This is a genomic window from Trinickia symbiotica (genome assembly GCF_002934455.1).
GTDB lineage: Bacteria > Pseudomonadota > Gammaproteobacteria > Burkholderiales > Burkholderiaceae > Trinickia > Trinickia symbiotica.
This window is the reverse complement of record NZ_PTIR01000005.1, coordinates 125,258-146,586: the sequence shown is the minus strand read 5'-3', so window position 1 is coordinate 146,586 and position 21,329 is coordinate 125,258. Positions and strand designations below refer to the sequence as shown.

Sequence of the window (21,329 nt, the reverse complement as noted above, 5' to 3'; positions counted from 1 at the left end):
TTCGGTGAACGGGCGTCGCTTCGTGGCATTCGCCTCGCAGCGTGGTTCGTGATGCATCGGCGCCTCGGCGCGCGAGGCGACGCCATTCGCTCAAGCAGGGTAGCGAAGGCAGGAGCCGGCCGTCGCATCATAGGCTTCGCGCCGGCAACCGCTGCGACCATCGTCGGAAAAGCGCGAGATGTTGGCAGATCATTTCGATACTTCGCGCACGCTTCGTTCGTTCGCGCCGGCCCGCGTGCCCATCGATTTGAGTAACGGCTCTGACGGTCGTTTCGTCAGGTCAAATGAGCATTGCGGGCCTCTCGTCGCCGAGGTTGAATCGCGTGTCAGCGAGCGGTTCTTCGATGCTCTAGTGTCGTGCGGGACAGGGCACCAGGTGTTCAACGGCCGAGGTAGCCCGCGGGCGCCGTGACGTGCGACTTCATCGCGGATGCGTTCGTCGAGACGACGTAGATCGGCGACTCCGAGAGCCTGAGCGCGACGCGGCCGTCGTGGTAGGGCATCGTCGCTGCGTTGCCCATCGTATCGAGCACGGTCACGTTGCCCGACGCGCCATCGTCGTCGACCTTCAGCGAGTAAGGCACGCTATACGTTTCGCTGAACCCGGATGACGTATTCCAGTCGGCGTTGTTGTGCGTCCACAGCGCCGTCACGACTTTGCCGCCGTTCAAGCGCTGAAACGCGTACCCATAGACGCCCGTCGGCACGTCGTCGAGATAGCCGAGCGTGGTCGTGCCGTCTACGAGGCGCGTCATCGCGGCAACGGCCATCGCGGCCGGCTTCGGGCTGATATGGCTCGCGCCGTAGCCGCCCTTGGTTTCGGCGAGATTGAAGAAGAGCCCATAGCCGGGCGGCGGATCGGGCGGATCGGACGAATAGAAGATGAACGTCGTATCCGCGCCCTCGCCGAGCATGATGAGATGCGTGCGCGCCACGACGGCGCCGTGCGCGAAGAGCACGTCTTGCTTCGGATAGTCGGGGCCGTACGACGTCCCCACGTCGTAGCTGACGCCTGTTTCCGTGGCGAAGAGCTTTGCGCCGGGCTTCAGATACTGGGCCATCGTGCGCCGCAGCTCGCGCATCGCGGCGGGCAGCGCATCGGCCGCTTTGGCGGGATCGGAGTCGGTCGTGAGACGCTCCGGCGGATGAGAGGGCGAGCAGCCGATATCGTAGTAGCCGTGGATGGCGACGCCGTCGAGATAGCGCGCGAGCCCGAGCGGGGCGAGCCGTTTCAGCCAGCGCGTGTTCTCGCGCACGGAGGCATTCGTCGGACCCATGACGACGGCATGCGGATCGGTCGCGTGTATCGCTTCGTAGGTGGCACGATAGAGCGCGACGAAGTGAGCGTCCGAATCGCGCCAGGGCAGCCCGCTGTCCGGGTCGGGCTCCCACGTCACCTGGTAGTAGTTGTTCGCCTGGCGCGGAAAGTACTCGTTACGGATCAGCGACGAATCCGTGCCGACGCGCCGCATGTAGCTGCCGTATGCCGTTTCCGAAGCGGGAAGGTAGCTGTGCGTGGCTTTGCCCGTCGCGCTCGCCCAGCCCGGTATGCCGTCGAGCTGGATGAGGCGCATGATGTCGCCCTTCCTGAAGTATGGGGCGAGCGTGTCGACGCCGGGCTTGAAGGTATCGGCTCGCTCCGGCTCCTTCATGTACCAGTTGCGGTTGTCGTTGGCCCATGAGAGGCCGAGATCGGTGTAGAGCGGCCGATAGCCGTCGCCGTCGCAGCAGGCCTGACCCGGCGCGAGATAGTTGGTGCCCTGGCCGCCGAAGCGATGCTGATCTTCGCGAGCATAGACGACGGGCGGGAGCACTGACGAGACGTCGGGCAGAACGCCGAACGTCGCGATGCCGGCGGGACGCGTGCCGCGCACGGGCAACGCATCGCCCGTGCGCGCGAGCTTCGCCGAAAGCGCGAAGTAGCCGGCCAGTGTCGAGCGGCACTGCAACGTCGTCGTCCGCGCTCCACTGGCCACCTTCGTTCGTCCGCTTGCGCGCACGGCGTCGCGATCGTCGCGCAGTTGCCAGACGATCGTATCGTCCGCGCTCGTGCGCGTCGTGAATGCGATCGTAAAGGGACTGTCGAGCTTGAACATGCGCGTGCCATCGCTGCCTGGCGTGTCGGCTTCGATCGGGGCGCCCTTTGCGGAGAGAGCAGGTGCGGCCGAGGGCGATGCGGCCTGCGGCTCGCATGCGATCGAGCCCGTTGCGATTCGCATCGGTGCCGACGATGCGGCCTTCGTTGCAGGTGTGGAGGGGGAACCGGTCGTGCCGCTCGCGTCGTCGCCCGCCTGAGTCCGATTGCAGGCGGCGACCATGAGCCATACGAGGCAGGCCAATAGCCGCCGCATGCTCCGTGCGGGTATCGAGGAAACGGAACACCGGCTCGAGAAAACGAGAGTCCGGGCAGGGATGCCGCGGAAATGCTTGAACGCAGCGATCATATGCGGGAACGCCTTAGAGAAGCCGACTTTCGACTACATCACATCGTTCTTGCGACGACTGTGGGTTCCCGAACATTGACCGACGGGCGGCTCGCGGTGAGCCGCCGTCGTGCCCTGCCGCGCGGCGGCGAGCTCGGTGGCCCGAGCCTCGCCGCTTTCTCGCTTACTGCGTCACGTAGCCGGCCGGCGCGGTGACGTGCGACTTCATCGCGGATGCGTTCGTCGAAACGACGTAGATCGGCGATTCGGAGAGCGTGAGCGCGATATGGCCGTTGGTGTACGGCATCGTCGCCGCGTTGCCCATGGCGTCGAGCACGGTGACGTTGCCGGACGTGCCGTCGTCATCGACCTTGAGCGAGTAAGGCACGCTGTACGTCTCGCTGAACCCGGACGACGTGTTCCAGGCGGCGTTGTTGTGCGTCCAGAGCGCCGTCACGATCTTGCCGCCGTTCAAGCGCTGAAACGCGTAGCCATAGACGCCCGTCGGCACGTCGTTGAGATAGCCCATCGTCGTCGTGCCGTCGATGAGGCGCGTCATCGCGGCAACCTCCATCGCGGCCGGCTTCGGGCTGATGTTGCTCGAACCGAAGCTGCCCTGCGCGTTCGACAGATCGAAGAAGATGCCGTACCCGGGGGTGTCGGCGGACGAATCGGACGAATAGAACACGTAGCTCATGTCGGCGCCTTCCCCGAGCAGGATCAGCTGCGAGCGCGCCACGACGGCGCCGTGCGCGAACAGCACGTTCTGCGACGGATAGTTCGGACCATACGACGCGCCCGTGTCGTAGCTGATGCCCGTTTCGGTGGAGAACAGCTTCGCACCGGGCTTCAGGTACTTGGCCATTGCGGCGCGCAGCTCACGCATCGAGGCGGGCAGCGCGTTGGCGGCCGTGGCCGGATCAGGATCCGTGGCGAGGCGCTCGGGCGGATGCGAGGGCGAGGTGCCCGCATCGTAGTAGCCGTGAACCGACAGACCGTCGAGGTACTGCGCGATGCCGAGCGGCGCGAGCCGCGCGAGCCACTGCGTGTTCGTGCGCAAGAGCGCATCCGTGACGCCCATCACGACGGCGTGCGGATCGGTCGAATGCAGCCCCGTGTAGGCGGCGCGATACATCGCGACCAAGTTCGCGTCGGAATCGTGCCATTGCGTCGATCCTCCGCCGTCCGGCTCCCACGTGATCTGATAGTAGTTCGCCGACTGATTCGGGAAGAATGCCGCGCGGATCGCGGCCGAATCGGCCCCGACGCGGCTCGTGTAGTCCTGGAACGCCGCTTCGTTGACGGGCGCATAGCCCTCGGTCTGCGCGCCCGTCGGGCTCGCCCAGCCCGGAATGCCGTCGAGCTGGATCAGACGCATGATGTCGCCCTTGCGGAAGAAAGGCGCCAACGTGTTGGTGCTCGGCACGAACGTGTTCGGCCCGTTCGGCTCCTCCGCGTACCAGTTACGGTTGTCGTTGACCCACGAGAGGCCGAGATCGGTATAGAGCGGCCGATAGCCGTCCCCGCTGCAGCACGTTTGTCCCGCCACGAGGTAGTTGGCGCCCTGGCCGCCGAAGCGATGCTGATCCTCACGGGCGAACGAGACTGCGGGCAGCGTCGCCGATACGTCGGGCAACACGCCGAATGTCGCGATGCCCGTCGGACGCGTGCCCTGCGAGGGCAATTGGCCGCCCTCTTTGGCGAGCGTCGCCGATACGGAGAAGTAACCGGCAAGCGTCGAGGAGCAACTGAGCGTGACGGTTTGCGCGCCGCTCTTCACGGGGATGCTCCCGCTTGCGCGCACGACGTTCCAGTCGTCCGTCACCTTCCACGTGAGTGTGTCGTCGCTCGCCGCGCGCGTCGTCAACGCAATCGTGAACGGCTTGCCGAGCGCAAACATGCGCGAGCCGTCGCTGCCCGGCGTGTCGGCTTCGATGAGATTGCCGCCCGAGCCGGCGGCGCTCGCGGCCGAGGGTGAGCCGCAGCTCAGCGCTTGGCCGCCCGCGGCGACGATCGCGGTGGGCGAGTTGACGGCACTCGCTTGGCCCGAGGGACTGGCGGCCGCGGCAGCGGCCGTCGGGCCGCTGCCGCGGCCACCGCCGCCGCATGCGGCGAGCGTGAACGTGAAGGCAGCGAGCGCTGCGAGGCGGGCGGGGATGGGTCGGTTGGTTAGGGGACGGTTGGAAATCCTGGAAGTGCTCTGAGTGTTGAGATAAAAGTCGTTCATTCTGTCGTTGTTGGCTACAAGAAGCACCCTGCGTCGGCCTATGCAAGCGCAAAGGCAAGCGTAGGGCGTCGCACATCGCCGCCACGACGATGCACGGTGCCGCCTGTCGGCGGCTGTCAACGGGAATTGGCGCACGGGCCCGGTTCGGCAAAAAGGGAAGTATCCCCGGCCGGTGAGTTCGGCCGTGCCTGAAACGGATCGCCGATGGGCGACTGAATCGCGCGCCGCGAAGTCTGCGAGCAGGAAAGGCTTGAGAAGCAGCCTCGAGACGAAATGATGTGCAGGTCTTGGGGACCGACGAAATTCCGATTGGGGGGACGACTCGCAGCCGAGAGACTAACGGCTTTCGGCAATTTTCGGCACTGAAACATCTAGCGCATTTACGCAGACCAGGTGGCGGAAATTTGCGGACGAGTTGGCGGAAGCTTGCTGGGCAAGGCGTTCGGCGTGACGGAAACGGGCGGGCGCGGCCCTGTCGTCGATGGCGGATTGCTCCTGTGCGGCGGCAATTGTTGCTGACGCGCCCCGATAGCGCTGCGTGCCCGCACGAGTGAGCCCGTAAGCGCAGAGGGCCTGGCACCGGGCCGAGAGCGCCGGGTCGCATGTTGCAGTGCAAGGTCGACCGGCTCTGATCCAGGGGCAATGGCGCCGCGCGCCGGCTATTAATCATATGATTGAGTGCACCGATGACACGAACGATTAAGACAAATAATCGCGCGTACACAGAAATGTCAAAAGAATCGAAAATGAATCAGATTTGAAACATGCCGTCCCCCGCAGTGATGTGGTTTGATAATAGGAAATAGGGAATTAAGGAATAAGTGCCGACGAGCGGCGCAATTCCTCGCATCCGCGGTGTGTGCGAATGTGGCCTGCGCAACACACTACTTTTCCGCCAACGTCTATCTTCGGTTGCGTGCGGTCGTTCGGGGGGAACCCTAATGTCCCGACCGAAACGACCCAGGAGTGCGGCAGGTGCAGGCGCCCACGCGTCGTCCGGTTCAGGCCCGGGTCTTGCCGTATTCGGTCATATCGGCTCGCACGAAGCCGAATCTCTTTCGCAAGCCGTCAAGTAACGGGTGGCTAGGCGTTTATTGCCAGGGGACGACCACGGCGCCGGCATCGACTCTGCCGCTGCGCGCTGGCGCTTTTTTACTAAAAGGTATGTGAAAGGTTCGGTAATTAATTGGATGGTCCGATTGGTCCAGGGGAATCGCGCAAGGTTGAGAAAAATGGTCGTTGGATTCAGACGACATTCGCCGGAAGAATTCCGCCAACATGTCGCTGAATTGCGTCACGGCATCCGCAACGCGCTATTCGTCTGTTTATGATGCACTGCAAATTGACCAGGGGGATGGCCGATATGCAGGCAATGACTTTTGAGGGAAATGCCATGCCTTACGCGAGTAACGCGAGTATCGAACCTGCCATGATGGGTTGGTTGCATGTTTCGGAGAAGAGCAACCGGTGCGCAACGCGCCGCATCGCAATCGTCCTGTTCGACGGGTTTTCGCTGCTCGGCGCAGGACTTGTCGCTGAAGTCTTCCATGTGGCCAACGAGCTCGTCGCGACGCGCTCGAGCGACGATTGGGTCTACGACGTTTCCTTCCTTTCAGCCGGCGGCGGGAACGTGACCTGCTCCTCTTCGGTGAGGGTCTGGACCGACGGGCTCGACGCCCGCCATTTCAACGGTTTCGACGCGCTCTTCGTCGCGGGTGGCAAGGGCGCTCAAGCGGCGGCAAGCGACGAGCGATTGATCGGCTGGCTGCGTCGGGTCCATGTGAAGACAGCGAACGTCCGCTCGATCGACGAGGGTCGCGCGCTGCTGGAGGCGGCTGGCATCGCCAATCGCGACAGCGAACATCAGTTCAATAGCTATTTGCGGCAGAACGGGCGTGAGACGCCGCCCGTCGATACGAGCGATCGGCTCGCGCCGATGAAGGGTGCGCTGACGATGGTCAAGCGCGACCTCGGCCTCGACATTGCGCGCAGCGTCGCTGAGCGGCTGATGCCGGGGTCCAGCGCGCGGTTCGTGCCGCTGCTCGGCGATGCGGGTGCCGCGAGTGCCGGCGACAAGATTCGTGCGGCGGCGCGCTGGCTGCAAGACAACTGTGAGCGGCCGATTTCGATCGCGGACGCGGCTCAAGTGGCCGCGATGAGCGAGCGCAACTTCCTGCGCCGCTTCAAGCTCGAGCTCGGGATGACGCCTTCGGACTACCTGCTGCAGGCGCGTCTGGCGATTACCTGCAGCCTGCTCATCGATTCGGAACTGCCGGTGGACAAGATCGCGCGGCGCAGCGGGATGGGCAATGGCGATCGTCTCGCGAAGATTTTCCGCAAGCGGATGATGATTTCGCCGACCGAGTTCCGCATGCAAAGTCGCCGCGAAGCGGGCGGCTGAGAGGAGTGATGGCATGAGGTCTCAGGAACAACGATACGTCAACGGAGCCGCGGCGGCCTCGGCGAGGTCGGACACGGTCGCCGCCCGGGCGCGTGTGGCGACGACGCCGTGCAAGCGGCTCGTCCCCGTCGTGCTGGCCGGCGGCTCCGGAACGCGCTTGTGGCCGATGTCGCGCGAGCACTATCCGAAGCAGCTCATCGACGTGGTGGGCTCCGATACTCTGCTGCAGGCGACGGTGCGCCGTCTCGACGGATTTTCCGACTGCTGGGAGATGGCCGACTCGCCGATCGTCGTCTGCGGCGGCGAGCATTGCTTCATCATCGACGAACAGTTGCGTCAAAGCGGCGTCGTCCCGCGGCTCATCGTCGAGCCGGCGCGCCGCGATACCGCGCCCGCGCTGACGCTTGCGGCGGCGCGCGCATGCGCCGACGAGGGCGACGATGCGATTCTCGTCGTCATGCCCGCCGATCATTCGATCAGCGACATCCCCGCGCTGCAAGCCGCGATCGAGCTTGCCGCGCAATACGCGGAACGCGGCGCGATCGCGACGCTCGGCGTGCCGCCGACGCGGCCCGATACCGGCTTCGGCTACATCCGCGTCGGCGAGGCGCTCGACGACGGCGCGCACGAAATCGACCGCTTCGTGGAGAAGCCGGCCGCCGAGCTCGCCGCGCAGTATCTGGCCGCGGGCACCTACTGGTGGAACAGCGGCATCTTCATCATGCGCGCCTCGGTGTGGCTCGACGCATTACGCGCATTCAGGCCCGAGATGCACGAGGCCTGTCTTGCAGCCGTCGCCGGCGGCACGACGCGCGGCGAGCGTTTCGATCCCGCGCCCGAGGCATTCGAGCGCGCGCCGGCGGACTCGATCGACTACGCGGTCATGGAGCGGCTCGGCTCCGACGACTCGACGTTCCGTGGCGTGGTGATACCGCTCGATGCCGGCTGGTCCGACCTCGGCTCGTGGGATGCGGTCTGGGACGCGCTCGACAAGGATCAGGACGGCAACGTCGCACGTGGGCGCGTCGTCTTCGAAGGCGCCACTTCGACGTATGCGCATTCGGCGGGCAGGCTCGTCGCGTGCGTGGGGACGTCCAATGTCGTCGTCGTCGAAACACCCGATGCGGTGCTCGTCGCCGATCGCTCCCATGTGCAACGCGTGAAGGGGCTCGTTGCGCGCATCAAGGCCGAGCATGCGCCCGAGGCGGACGCTCATCGCAAGGTGCACCGCCCTTGGGGCTTTTACGATTCGATCGACCACGGAGATCGATTCCAGGTGAAGCGCATCGTCGTCTCACCGGGGGCTCGCCTGTCGCTGCAGATGCACCACCATCGTGCCGAGCACTGGGTCGTCGTGCGTGGGACGGCGCTCGTGACACGCGGCGACGAGCAGTTCCTGTTGAGCGAAAACGAGTCGACGTACATCCCGCTCGGCGTCCGTCATCGGCTCGAGAACCCGGGGAAGGTGCCGCTCGAAATCATCGAGGTGCAGTCGGGCGCCTATCTCGGTGAAGACGACATTGTCCGTTTCGACGATCAATACGGGCGATGCGCGGCGCAAGCCGTCCAGGAAGGCAACAACGGCAAGCAAGACGGCAACGGCTCGAAGGCGCATTGATGCGTCCCGGGTCCCCGGAGTACCGATATGCGTGACCTACAAGGCTTATGTGCGCGGCTCATCGATGTCGTGCTCATCATCGCGACGGCAGTGCTGGCTTCGGAAATGCGCTTTTCGGGCTGGGCCCATCGCGGCTTTACCGATGCGTTCGCGCTCTTCACCGCCGCGTTCGCGCTCGTGCTGTTCCCCGTGTTCGGGGTCTACGAGTCGTGGCGCGGCCGCTCGAAGCGCGTGCTGGCGGGGCAAGTGGCGCTCGCGTGGCTCGTCGTGCAGGCATGCGCGCTGATGGTGATGTTCTCGCTGCGCCAGATCGATTTCGTCTCCCGGCTCTGGTTTGCGTATTGGACGGCGCTCGCGGGCGGCCTGCTGATCGCCTACCGGCTCGCTTCGCATGCGGTGCTGGCACGCCTGCGTCACGCGGGCATGAACCTGCATCAGGTGGCGCTCGTCGGTTCAGGCCACCATTGCAACGCGATCCTGCGCCGCATCCAAGCGGCGCCGGCGACGGGTTTTCGCGCTTCCGCCATCTACGTGCCGAAGACGGCGAGCGGCGAAGCGCGAGTGCTCGACGCGGCTTCGGCCGACGCATCCGCCGCGCCTTCGCCGCTCGGCTTGCCGCTCGCGCTGCGCGCGACCCATGCCTACGCGCGGCTCGACGCCTCGGCGCGCGCCGCAAGAACCGCGGCCGCGTCTGCGGCCGAGTCGAGCGGGTCCGATGCGCGCATGCAGCGCTTCGACGATATCGAATCGTTCGCGCAGTGTGTCCGCACGAGCGATGTGCACGAGTTATGGCTCGCGCTGCCGCTCTCGGAGGAGCGCACGATTCTGTCGATCATTGGGGAGTTTCGCAACGACCTCGTGAACATTCGCTTCATGCCCGACGTGCGCTCGCTCGCCCTCTTCGATACGAGCGGCATCATCGATTTGCTGGGCGTGCCCGCGATCAATCTCATCGCGTCGCCGCTTTCGCCGAGCGCGATGATGAAAAAGGATCTCTTCGACCGTGTCTTCGCGGCCTGCGCTTTGATCGGACTTGCGCCGCTGATGATCGCGATCGCGATCGCCGTCAAGCTTTCGTCGCCGGGCCCGGTCTTCTTCAAGCAAAAGCGCAAAGGGGCCGATGGACGCGTCTTCACGATTTACAAGTTCCGCTCGATGCGGCTGCACGTGGAGGAGCCGGGGGTCGTCAAGCAGGCCGTGCGGCAAGACCCGCGCGTGACGAAGATCGGTGCGTTCCTGCGCCGCACGAGCCTCGACGAGCTGCCGCAGTTCATCAACGTGCTGAAGGGCGACATGTCGGTCGTGGGGCCGCGCCCGCACGCGCTCGAGCACGATGATCTCTATCAAAAGGTCGTCGCCGGCTACATCCACCGCTATCGCATCAAGCCAGGCATCACGGGCTGGGCTCAGATCAACGGGTATCGAGGCGAAACAGACCGTATCGAGAAGATGGAGCGGCGCGTCGCGCACGATCTGTATTACCTCGGTAACTGGTCCTTCGGGCTCGATATGCGGATCATCGCCGCCACCGTCGTCAAGGGACTGATCCATAGCAACGCTTACTGACTTGACTGATGGTAGGCCAAATGGCGCCGCTTTCCCGGTAGGCGCGCGCTGAAGTCAATAACCGGCACGGAGGACAAAAATCATGTGCTATTGGGAGTTGCGCAACCGCGCATTCATGACATTCGTTTTCGTCGCGCTGGCGGGCCTCGTCTCGGCCTGCTCGATCGTGCCCGGCCAGCGCATGGAGCAGCCGCCGACAGTCACGGAGACGGGCGGTCAATACAGCAAGGAACCGGAGCAGAAGGTACAGATTCCCATCACGGACATCAATCTCGCACTGATTCGCCAGATGAACGGGCAAGCAGGCGCTCAGCCGCTTTCGCCGCAGCTGACGAGCCTGTTCGGCAAGCCGAGCGCCTATACGGTCGGCCCTGGCGACGTGCTGCAGATCACTGTCTGGGATCACCCCGAACTCGCGGCGGCGCTCGGCCAGGGAGCGCAGAACACGCGTGAGTCCGACGCCGCGCCGGGCTTTCTCGTCGACGAGGCGGGCAACATTCAGTTCCCGTATGCGGGGACCGTTCACGTTGGCGGAGACAACGTCGAGCAAGTCCAGCGCAAGATCGTTTCGCGGATCAGCAAAGTCTACAAAAGCCCCGAGGTGACGGTGCGCGTCGCTTCATTCCGTTCCTCGCAAGTCTATATCGACGGCGAGGTCGGCAAGCCCGGCTCGCAGCAGATCAACGACATCCCGATGACGCTGACACAGGCGATCGGGCGCGCGGGCGGGTTCACGGCCAACGCGGATCAAAGTCAGGTATCGCTCGTGCGTGACGGAGTGACGTATCCAATCAACTTCAACGCGATCGTGAAAGCGGGGCGCAACCCCAATGACATTGTGCTGAGGCCCGGCGACATGGTGCGCGTCGGTTCGCGTGACGAGAACGGCGTCTACATGATGGGCGAGCTCAACAAGCCCGCGACGGTCATGCCGTTGCGCAACGGCAAGCTGACGCTGGCCCAGGCGATCTCCGAGGCGGGTAGCTTCAACGAAAACACCGCCAAGGCCAAGTCGCTGTTCGTCATTCGCGACGGTGACGGCGTCCAGCCGCAGATCTACCACCTGGACGCGACGTCGCCTGTCTCGATGGTGCTCGCGAATCAGTTTCAGCTGCAACCGAGAGACGTCGTCTACGTCGATAACGGTGGCCTCGTCAAGTTCAACCGTGTGCTGAACCTGCTGCTGCCGGCGGTCAATGCGGCGCTCACAGGAGCCCTCGTGTCGAAGTACTGACATCGATTGCAAACATTCGTCCCGTCACGCGCGGCGAGGCATGACGGGACATCTCGCAAGAGAGAGCAACTGACATGGCTATGAATTTCGACAACCGCTACACCGACGTTTCGGCCGCCGACGAATTGCGTCTGACCGATTATCTTCAGGCGATATTCAGCAATTGGCGGCTCATCGCAATGGTCACGGCCGTCGTGACGCTGCTTGGCTTGGCCTACGCATTCCTTGCCAAGCCGGTCTACAAGGCCGACGCGGTGATCCAGGTCGAAGACGTGCAGAACGGCGACAACGGCGGTGGTGGCAACAACCAACAGCAGCAGATCGAGCCGCTTTCGCGAATGTTCACGAGAAAGGCGACCACGGCGGCGGAAATCGAGCTGCTGAAATCGCGCCTCGTCACGGAAGCGACGGTGCGCGATCTGCACCTCGATATTTCGGCGGAGCCGCGCGAGGTGCCCGTGATCGGGCCCCTGCTCGCGGCGCTGACGACGGGCAAGTGGGGCTTCAAGGTCCAGCCGTTCATGGATCTCGGCGGTTTCGCGTGGGGCAACGAGAAGATCTCGGTGGCCCGCTTCGATACGCCTAAAACGCTCTATGGCAAGTCGTTCACGCTGACGGCCGGACCGAACGGTACCTTTACCCTCAACGACCCGGAAGGCATCGCGATCGCGAACGGCCATGTCGGCGAGGATGTGAGCGGTGTCTCGGCGGCAGGCCCGGTAACCGTTCACGTCGATCAACTCACGGGCCGTCCCGGCACGCAGTTCCAACTCACGCGCTCGTCGACGCTCGATACCGTCGAGCGGCTGCAAAAGGCGCTGCGCGTCACGGAAACGGCGCTGCAGTCCGGCATCATCAGCGTCACGCTGCAAGGGCAGAATCCGGTGTTGACGGCCAACGTCGTCAACGGCATCGCGCGGCAGTTCATCAAGCAGGACGCCGATCGCCGCATGGCCGAAGCCGAACGCACCCTCTCGTTCCTCGACGAGCAACTGCCGCAGTTGCGCCACGAGCTTGATACAGCCGAACAGCGCTACAACAACTTCCGTAATCAGCACGGTACCGTCGATCTGAGCGAAGAGAGTCGCCTGCTGCTGCAACAGATGGTCGACAACAAGACGAAGCTTGCCGACCTGCAACGTCAGCGCGCCGATCTTTCGCAGCGCTTCACGGCGAATCACCCGGCGGTCCAGGCGCTCGACGCTCAAATTGCGCAGTTGCAGGGTTCGCAGGGGCAAATGTCGAAAAGCGTGGAAGCGCTGCCCGACACCGAGCAGACCGCCTTGCGCTTGTTGCGCGACGTGCGCGTCGACACGGAGCTCTACACGAATCTGCTGAACAGCGCGCAGCAACTGCGCGTCGTGAAGGCGGGACAGATCGGCAACGTGCGCGTCGTCGACTTCGCCGAGACACCCGACGAGCCCGTCTGGCCGAAACGCTTCATCGTGATCCTCATCGGTTTCGGCGGCGGTCTCTTCGTCGGAATCGTCTGCGCGTTCGTGAAGAAGGCGCTGTACGGTGGCGTGGAGCGCGCCGACGAGATCGAGAGCGCGATCGGGGTGCCGGTGTTCGCGGTCGTGCCGCGCAGCGGGCTGCAGCTTCGCCTGCAGCAGAACGTCATGATGCGCCGGCAGGGCTTGCATGTGCTCGCGGCGCAATCGCCGCAGGACATCGCCGTCGAAGGCGTGCGGAGCCTGCGCACGACGCTGCAGCTCTCGCTCGATCAGGCGCCGAACAACATCGTCATGCTGACGGGTTCGCGTCCCGATGCGGGCAAATCGTTCCTGTCGGTCAATCTGGCTGCGCTCGTCGCCTCGGCGGGCAAGCGCGTGCTCGTCGTCGACGGCGACATGCGGCGCGGCGAGGTGCATTCGCACTTCGGCGTGCGGCATCAGCCGGGGCTTTCCGATGTGCTGCGAGGCGCCGATCCGTCGAGCGTGATCCAGCGCGAAGTGCTGCCCGGGCTGGACGTGCTGACGAAGGGCACGCTGCCCACGCATCCGTCCGAGCTTCTGATGAGCGAGCGTTTCCGCGACCTGCTCGAAGCGATTTCGCGGCGCTACGACCTCGTCATCATCGATACCCCGCCGGTGCTCGCGGTGACCGATTCGACCGTCATCGGCAAGTACGCGGGCACGACGCTGCTCGTCGTGCGTTATGGACGCCATCCGATCGCCGAGATCAGCGAGACGGCGAAGCGCCTCGAGACGGGCGGCGTCAATCTGAAAGGTGTCCTGCTGACCGACGTGCCGCCCGCCGTGCCGATGCTCGGCGGTTCGTACAACGGCGGTTATTACGGCTATGAAAGCATCTCCGAGTGATGGGCTTTCGGTGCCCAATCTTTTGGCCGCGCCGGCCGCCCGGTGGGCGGCGCGGCGTCAACAGTAAGGGGGTTGAAGATGAAGAAAAAGGTCGCGTTGATTACCGGCATCACAGGACAAGACGGCTCGTACCTCGCCGAGCTTCTGCTCGAGAAAGGCTACGTCGTTCACGGCTTGAAGCGCCGCACGTCGCTCTTCAATACGGACCGTATCGATCACTTGTATCGCGATCCTCATGACGAGGACGGTGCACGGTTCTTTCTCCATCATGGCGACCTGACGGATTCCGCGAGCCTCTTGCGCGTGATCCAACATGCCGAGCCTGACGAAATCTACAACCTCGCCGCGCAGAGCCACGTCGCCGTGTCGTTCGACGAGCCCGAATATACGGCGAACGCCGACGGTCTTGGCGCGCTGCGCATTCTGGAAGCAATCCGCATTCTCGGCATGGAAAAGAAGACGCGGTTCTATCAGGCCTCGACGTCGGAACTGTATGGGCTGGTACGAGAGGTGCCGCAACGCGAGACGACGCCGTTCTACCCGCGCAGCCCTTATGCCGTGGCTAAGCTCTTCGCCTACTGGACGACGGTCAATTATCGGGAAGCATACGGCATCTATGCCTGCAACGGCATTCTCTTCAATCACGAGTCACCTGTGCGCGGCGAAACGTTCGTCACGCGCAAGATCACGCGTGCGCTCGCTCGCATCGCAGTTGGCCTGCAAAAGGAGCTCTATCTAGGCAATCTCTCGGCGATGCGAGACTGGGGACATGCCCGCGACTACGTCGAGATGCAGTGGATGATGCTGCAACAGGACGAGCCGGAAGACTTCGTCATTGCCACGGGCGAGCAATACAGCGTACGCGAGTTCGTTCAGCGTGCGGCGGCCGAACTCGGCGTCAGCATCCGCTTCGAAGGGCGCGGTCCGGACGAGGTCGGCATCGTCGAGCATGTCGAGACCCACGAGATGCGCATGGCCCCGGGCGATGTCATCGTGCGTGTAGATCCGCGCTACTTCCGGCCCACGGAAGTGGACACGCTGCTCGGCGATGCGTCGAAGGCGCACGAAAAGCTTGGCTGGAAACCCCGTACTTCGTTCGATGCGCTCGTCAAGGAAATGGTTCGTGCCGATTACCAGCTTGCGCGTCGCGATGCGCTCGTGACGTTAGCGGGCTTCAAGGCGCTCGAACATCACGAATGAGGATAAGCGATGGACAAGGATGCCCGCATCTACATTGCCGGCCACCGCGGCATGGTCGGCTCGGCGCTCGTACGCGAGCTCGACGCGAACGGTTACCGTAACCTCGTCGTGCGCACGCATGCCGAGCTCGACCTGACCGATCAACATGCTGTCAGTCGCTTCCTCGACGACGTTCGTCCCGACGTCGTGCTGCTTGCCGCCGCGCGCGTCGGCGGCATCCTCGCCAACGCTTCCCAGCCGGCGCGGTTCATCTACGAAAACCTCGCGATCGAATCGAATGTCATCCACGCGGCCTATCGCGCGAACGTCGATCGGCTCGTCTTTTTCGGCTCGTCGTGCATTTATCCGAAGCTTTGTCCGCAGCCGATTCGCGAGGAGTATCTACTGAGCTCGGCGCTGGAGCCGACCAACGACGCCTACGCGATCGCGAAGATCGCCGGCCTCAAGATGTGCAACGCCTACAACAGTCAATATGGCACGCACTATGTCTCTCTGATGCCGACGAACCTGTACGGTCCGAACGACAACTACGATCCGCAGGGAAGTCATGTCTTCCCCGCGCTGATCCGCAAGGCGCACGAGGCCAAGATCGCCGGCGCGCCCATGCTGACGGTCTGGGGAACGGGCAAGCCTCGGCGTGAATTCCTCCACGTCGACGATCTGGCGAATGCCACTCGCTTCTTGCTCGAGCGCGACGTCGGCGAGGGTGTCTATAACGTCGGTGTCGGCGAGGACCTCTCCATCCGTGAGCTCGCGCAGTGCATCACGCGCATCGTCGGCTACGAAGGCGAGCTCGTCTTCGATTCGTCGAAGCCCGACGGCACGCCGCAAAAGTTGCTCGATGTATCGCGGCTCGCCGAGATGGGATGGCGCGCCCGCATCGGCCTCGAGGAGGGGATTGCCCGGACCTACGAGGATTTCCTTTCACGTTATGGCGTGCTTGAAGCTGCCTCGCACGGATGATCAAAAATGATGGCAACAGTGACAATCTTTCATAACGTGGTTTGGTCGCGCCACAAGGGGGCAGTTTTCACGGCGCTGCACAACTTGTCGACGGCGGGCTCGATCCGCTACTCGATGGTGCAGATCGCCGATACCGAAACGGACCGGATCGGCTTTTCGGATGTCGATTACTCTTTTCATCGCTATCCGATGCAAAAGCTCTTCGATGGCTGTTACGAAGACGTCCCATTGTGGAAGATGATGGGCCGCCTCACCTGGGAGGTGATGAAGGCCAAGGCGGACCTCATCGTGCTGCCGGGCTACCATCGGCCCGAATACTGGGCGATGCTCTTTGCGTGCGTCCTCACGCGCAAGCGTCGCGCCGTATTCTGCGATTCCACCGCGCGCGATCGGCCGCGGCGTCTGCTGACCTCGGTGCCTAAGCGCATCTTCTTTGCGTTGTGCGACGGTTACTTCGGCTTCGGTGAGCGCAGCCGCGAATATCTGGTGTCGCTCGGCGCGAAGCGAGACAGAATCTTCGTGCCGTGCCAGGCTGCCGCGCTGCCGCGCTCGTTCTTGACCGAGCGCGCGTTCGAGGAGCGTTTGGCGCGCCGCGAGGGCAACGCACCCGTGTTCCTTTATGTCGGCCGCCTCTCCGCCGAAAAGGGCATCGATACGCTGCTCGAGGCATTCGCGCAGGTCCGTGAGACGGTGCCGAATGCGACGCTGCGCATCGTCGGCACCGGGCCGATGCACGACACGCTGCAGGCGTCGGTCGATGCGCTCGGCGTGCGCGAAGCCGTGCATTTCACGGGCAGTCTGCAAGACGAGCCGCTCTCGAACGAGTATTTCGGCGCGGCCTGCCTGGTTTTGCCGAGTTACAGCGAGCCGTGGGGGCTCGTCGTCAACGAGGCACTGAGCCATGGCTGCCCTGCCGTCGTCAGCGAGCGTTGCGGGTGTGTGCCCGAGCTCGTTGTCGAGGGCGAGACCGGGTTCGCTTTCGATGCGGGGAACGTTCCCGCCTTGCGGGACACCTTGCTCGCGGCGCTGCGCCAGTTCGCCGACAGCGCGCAGACGGCACGGGCGTGCATGCGCACGATCGCGCGCTTCGATCCGCGTGCGGCGGCTTCCCATATCGCGCGTGGCTGCGCGACGATGCTCGTCGGCACGAGCGACGGCGAGGCCGCTTCCAGCGCACAGCGGTTAGAACAATGAGGCTGCTAGTCTATGGCATCAATTACGCGCCCGAGCTGACCGGCACCGGCAAATACACGGCGGAGATGGCGGAGGCGCTGGCGGCGCGCGGCCACGACGTGCGCGTCGTCACCGCGCCGCCGTATTACCCGGAATGGCGCGTGGCCGACGGGTGGTCCGCATGGGCGTACCGGCGCGAGGCGCGGCGTGGCGTGAAGATCTGGCGCGCGCCGCTCTGGGTGCCGGCGCGGCCGAGCGGGGCCAAGCGTCTCGTGCATCTCACCTCGTTCGCGCTCACTTCGGCGATTCCGATGGCGTTGCAGTTGCGCTGGTGGCCCGATGTCGTCATGGTCGTCGCGCCGACGCTGTTGTGCGCGCCCGCGGCGCTCGCCGTCGCGCGCATCACCGGCGCGCGGACTTGGCTGCACATTCAGGACTTCGAGGTCGACGCCGCCTTCGGTCTCGGGCTGCTCGACAATGCGCGCGCGGCGCACTTCGCGCGTGCCGTGGAGCGTTCGCTGCTCAGGCGTTTCAATGTCGTCTCTTCGATCTCCACGAAGATGGTCGAGCGCTTGCGCACGCTCGGCATCGATGCGAACAACGTGGTCTGCGCGCCGAACTGGGTCGATACCGAGACGATTCGTCCGCTCGATCGCCCGAGTGCCTATCGGCGCGAGCTGTCGATTCCCGATGACGCGAAAGTTGTTCTATACGCGGGCAACATGGGTAAGAAGCAGGGCGTCGAGTATCTTGCCGAGGCGGCGCAACGGCTTGCCAGTCGTGCCGACATCCGGTTCGTGTTCTGTGGGGAAGGCGCGACGAAGGCTGAACTCGCGCAGCGCTGCGCCGATTTGCCGAACTGCCGGGTCATCGGCCTGCAGCCCGCCGAGCGCTTGAACGAGCTCTTGAACCTTGCCGATATTCACGCGCTGCCGCAGCGTGCGGATGCGGCCGATCTCGTGATGCCGTCGAAGCTGACGGGGATGATGGCGAGCGGACGCGCCATCGTCGCGATGGCGCAGGCGGATACCGAGCTTTACGACGTCGTCAGTGGGCGAGGCTTGGTGGTGGCGCCCGACGATGCCGCGACGTTCGCGTCCGCGATCGCGGCGCTGGCTGACGACGCGCCGCGGCGCACGGTGCTTGGGGCCGCGGCGCGGCAGTATGCGCTCGAGGCGCTTTCGCCGGCATCGGTGTTCGGCAACATCGAGGCGAAGCTCATCGAGTGCGCGCATGCGGCGAGGGGGCCTGCCGACGCCCACGAAGGCTTCGTGATTCGACATATTCGGCGTTTGCGGCCGGGGCGCGGCGAATAGGAGCCGTTAGCAGTACTAGCCGGAAGCTTTCAGGTATTTGCGTGGCGATGCGCCAATACGGTGCTTGCGGTTCGATGGTTTGCATCAAGCCGGTGCGCGAGTGGCGTGCACTCGCATTCGCTCGGCGGCTGAGCGGCCTGTGCCATGGGGGTTTTTCGGCATAGGCACGCGACTTGCGTTTGCCCGCCCAACCGCTCGTCAGGGCGGCGACAGGCTCTACCAGGGGCCGCGGCCGGGCTCATCGGCCCGTGGCTGGTCCAGATAAATCCAATGGATAGCGGCCATGACGCAAGCTTTCTTCAGCGAGATGTTCGAGCGCAGTGCCGCCGGCACCGCGGGCCTTTCGCCGGCGACCTTTCTCGAGGTGGGCGATCCGCGCACGCATTACCGCGAGTTCATCGCCTGGATGCGCGCGCAAAGCGAGCAGCAGATCAGCAACAAGCGCGCGGAGGCGGACCTGAACTTCCGCCGTGTCGGCATTACGTTCGCGGTCTATGGCGCCAAGGACGAAACCGGCATCGGCACGGAGCGCACGATCCCGTTCGACGTCATCCCGCGCATCTTCCCCGCGCAAGAATGGGCCGCGCTAGAGCGAGGCCTGCGTCAGCGAGTGAACGCGCTGAACCGTTTCATCCATGACATCTATCACGACAAGACGATCGTACGGGCCGGCATCATCCCGGCCGAGCAGATCGTCGGCAACGGGCAGTATCGGCCGCAGATGGAAGGCGTGGACGTGACGCGCGGCGTCTACGCGCATGTCGCCGGCATCGACATCGTGCGCGCGGGCGTCGGCGAGTTCTACGTATTGGAGGACAACCTGCGCGTGCCGTCGGGCGTCTCCTATATGCTCGAGAACCGCAAGATGATGATGCGGCTCTTCCCCGATCTCTTCGCGCGCAATCGCGTCGCCCCCGTCGCGCACTATCCCGACCTGCTGCTCGATACGCTGCGCGCCGCGGCGCCCGAGGGCGTCGACGATCCGACGATCGTCGTGCTCACGCCCGGCATGTACAACTCGGCCTATTTCGAGCACGCCTTTCTTGCGCAGCAGATGGGCGTCGAGCTCGTCGAAGGCAAGGACCTCTTCGTCGAGGACGGCTACGTCTATATGCGCACCACGCAGGGCCCGCAGCGCATCGATGTCGTTTATCGACGCGTAGACGACGATTTTCTCGACCCCGAAGTGTTCCGGGCCGATTCGGTGCTCGGCGCGGCGGGACTGCTCGCCGCCTATCGCGCCGGCAACGTGACGCTCGCGAACGCGGTCGGCACCGGTGTCGCCGACGACAAGTCGATCTACCCGTACGTCCCCGACATGGTCCGCTTCTATCTCGGCGAGGAGCCGATCCTCAACAACGTGCCGACATGGATGTGCCGCAAGCCGCAGGATCTGAGCTACGTGCTCGATCATCTGTCCGAGCTCGTGGTCAAGGAAACGCATGGCGCGGGCGGCTACGGGATGCTGATCGGGCCGGCATCGACGAGGGCCGAGATTGAAGCGTTCCGCTCAGTGCTGATCGCGCACCCGGACAAGTACATCGCGCAGCCGACGCTCGCGCTTTCGACCTGCCCGACCTACGTCGAAGCGGGCATCGCGCCGCGCCATATCGATCTGCGCCCGTTCGTGCTGTCGGGCAGCGAGGTGCGCATGGTGCCGGGGGGCTTGACGCGCGTCGCGCTGCGCGAAGGCTCGCTCGTCGTCAATTCGTCGCAAGGAGGCGGTACAAAGGATACCTGGGTGCTCGAGCAATAAAACCTGCGTGGCCGCCGGATTCGCCCCGCATCGGGTTCGGGGCGCCCGCGGAAGCTCATCGATCAACGCCGTTCTGGAGAAATCATGCTCAGCCGCACCGCCGACCATCTCTTCTGGATGGCTCGCTATACCGAGCGCGCCGAGAACACGGCTCGCATGCTCGATGCCAACTATCAGATGTCGCTGCTGCCGCAGTCGGAGGAGTACGCGGCGCTCGGCTGGCGCGCCATGCTGTCGATCTCGGAGCTTGCCGGCATCTATTGCGCCGCGCATCCTACACTCGCAAGCCTTGAAGTCATCGAGTTCATGACGAGCGACCGCGACAACCTGTCGTCGATCATCAACTGCCTGCGCGCCGCCCGCGAAAACGCGCGCGCCGTGCGCGGCTCGATCACGACGGAGCTCTGGGAGACGCTCAACACGACCTGGCTCGATGCGCAGCGGATGCTCGCCGACGGCGTGCTCGCGCGCGATCCGTGCGAGTTCCTCGAATGGGTGAAGTTCCGCTCGCATCTCTCGCGCGGCGTGCAGCTCGGCACGATGGTGAAGGACGAAGCGTTCTACTTCATGCGCCTCGGCACGTTCCTCGAGCGCGCCGACAATACGGCGCGCATTCTCGACGTCAAGTTCGAAATGATCGAGCAGCACGGCGGCGGCAACGCGCAGCCGCTCGCGCAGTCGCTCGATTATTACCATTGGGCGGCGCTGCTGCGCTCAGTCTCGGGCTTCGAGGTCTACCGTAAGGTCTACCGCGACGTCATCACGCCCGAGCGCATCGCGGACCTCCTGATCCTCTTTGCCGACTGGCCGCGCTCGCTCGCCGCCAGCCTCGAGGAAGTGCGGCAGATTCTCGCGCGCGTACGAAATGTGCGCAGCGCGCAGGCCGAAGCGATGGCGATCAAGCTGCACGAGCACGTGTGCGCCTCTCGCATCGGCGACATTTTGCGCGGCGGTCTTCATGGGTGGCTGACGAACTTTCTCGCGCGCGTGAACGAGCTCGCGAGCTGCGTGAGCGGCGACCTGCTCGTGCCGCTCGCGCCCGAGCCCGATGCCGCACCCGCATCGATGCATCAAGCGTGACCGCCCCGTTAGTGTCCTGAGCGCATTTCCCTTTCCTCACCGCACCGAGGT

Annotated in this window: 14 protein-coding genes; 12 read left to right on the top strand and 2 right to left on the bottom strand. The window is 64.4% G+C overall.

Annotated elements, in window-relative coordinates:
- Positions 1 to 380: 380 nt before the first annotated feature.
- Positions 381 to 2,096: a hypothetical protein gene (locus B0G57_RS09950; RefSeq protein ID WP_018442466.1), complete on the bottom strand. Its 1,716-nt coding sequence runs from the start codon at positions 2,094 to 2,096 to the stop codon at positions 381 to 383.
- On the opposite strand from B0G57_RS09950, the gene B0G57_RS31325 reads away from it, so the two are divergent.
- A complete protein-coding gene (locus B0G57_RS31325; protein ID WP_018442465.1) occupies positions 2,095 to 2,295 on the top strand; it encodes a hypothetical protein in 201 nt (66 codons plus the stop codon). The genes B0G57_RS09950 and B0G57_RS31325 overlap by 2 nt on opposite strands.
- Before the next feature lie 312 nt (positions 2,296 to 2,607).
- Here B0G57_RS31325 and B0G57_RS09945 read toward each other — a convergent pair whose 3' ends face one another.
- Positions 2,608 to 4,650: a hypothetical protein gene (locus B0G57_RS09945; protein ID WP_018442464.1), complete on the bottom strand. Its 2,043-nt coding sequence runs from the start codon at positions 4,648 to 4,650 to the stop codon at positions 2,608 to 2,610.
- A gap of 1,429 nt (positions 4,651 to 6,079) precedes the next feature.
- Here B0G57_RS09945 and B0G57_RS09940 point away from each other — a divergent pair.
- The 11 genes from B0G57_RS09940 to B0G57_RS09885 all read left to right on the top strand — a co-directional run bounded on the left by B0G57_RS09940 (position 6,080) and on the right by B0G57_RS09885 (position 21,278).
- On the top strand, positions 6,080 to 7,051 hold the full coding sequence (locus B0G57_RS09940) for a GlxA family transcriptional regulator (protein ID WP_035469175.1): 972 nt from the start codon (positions 6,080 to 6,082) through the stop codon (positions 7,049 to 7,051).
- Positions 7,052 to 7,064: 13 nt separating this feature from the next.
- On the top strand, positions 7,065 to 8,669 hold the full coding sequence (locus B0G57_RS09935; protein WP_018442461.1) for a mannose-1-phosphate guanylyltransferase/mannose-6-phosphate isomerase: 1,605 nt from the start codon (positions 7,065 to 7,067) through the stop codon (positions 8,667 to 8,669).
- 27 nt (positions 8,670 to 8,696) lie between these two features.
- Positions 8,697 to 10,235, top strand: a complete 1,539-nt coding sequence (locus B0G57_RS31670) for an undecaprenyl-phosphate glucose phosphotransferase (protein ID WP_018442460.1) — start codon at positions 8,697 to 8,699, stop codon at positions 10,233 to 10,235.
- Between the two features lie 115 nt (positions 10,236 to 10,350).
- A complete protein-coding gene (locus B0G57_RS09920; RefSeq protein WP_026229999.1) occupies positions 10,351 to 11,469 on the top strand; it encodes a polysaccharide biosynthesis/export family protein in 1,119 nt (372 codons plus the stop codon).
- 74 nt (positions 11,470 to 11,543) lie between these two features.
- Entirely contained in the window at positions 11,544 to 13,790 is a 2,247-nt protein-coding gene (locus tag B0G57_RS09915) for a polysaccharide biosynthesis tyrosine autokinase (RefSeq protein WP_026229998.1), read from the top strand.
- A gap of 78 nt (positions 13,791 to 13,868) precedes the next feature.
- On the top strand, positions 13,869 to 14,990 hold the full coding sequence (gene gmd / locus B0G57_RS09910) for a GDP-mannose 4,6-dehydratase (RefSeq protein WP_018442457.1): 1,122 nt from the start codon (positions 13,869 to 13,871) through the stop codon (positions 14,988 to 14,990).
- A 9-nt stretch (positions 14,991 to 14,999) separates the two neighbouring features.
- Positions 15,000 to 15,953: a GDP-L-fucose synthase family protein gene (locus B0G57_RS09905; RefSeq protein WP_018442456.1), complete on the top strand. Its 954-nt coding sequence runs from the start codon at positions 15,000 to 15,002 to the stop codon at positions 15,951 to 15,953.
- A gap of 6 nt (positions 15,954 to 15,959) precedes the next feature.
- Positions 15,960 to 17,147 carry a glycosyltransferase family 4 protein gene (locus B0G57_RS09900; RefSeq protein WP_018442455.1) on the top strand — a complete coding sequence of 396 codons (1,188 nt, stop codon included), beginning with the start codon at positions 15,960 to 15,962 and terminating at the stop codon, positions 17,145 to 17,147.
- Positions 17,144 to 18,442, top strand: a complete 1,299-nt coding sequence (locus tag B0G57_RS09895; protein WP_018442454.1) for a glycosyltransferase WbuB — start codon at positions 17,144 to 17,146, stop codon at positions 18,440 to 18,442. Before B0G57_RS09900 ends, B0G57_RS09895 begins: the two co-directional genes overlap by 4 nt.
- A 283-nt stretch (positions 18,443 to 18,725) precedes the next feature.
- Positions 18,726 to 20,198, top strand: coding sequence for a circularly permuted type 2 ATP-grasp protein (locus B0G57_RS09890; protein WP_018442453.1), 1,473 nt, complete (start codon positions 18,726 to 18,728; stop codon positions 20,196 to 20,198).
- An 84-nt stretch (positions 20,199 to 20,282) separates the two neighbouring features.
- Complete coding sequence (locus B0G57_RS09885) at positions 20,283 to 21,278, top strand: alpha-E domain-containing protein (RefSeq protein ID WP_018442452.1); 996 nt, start codon at positions 20,283 to 20,285, stop codon at positions 21,276 to 21,278.
- Positions 21,279 to 21,329: the final 51 nt, after the last annotated feature.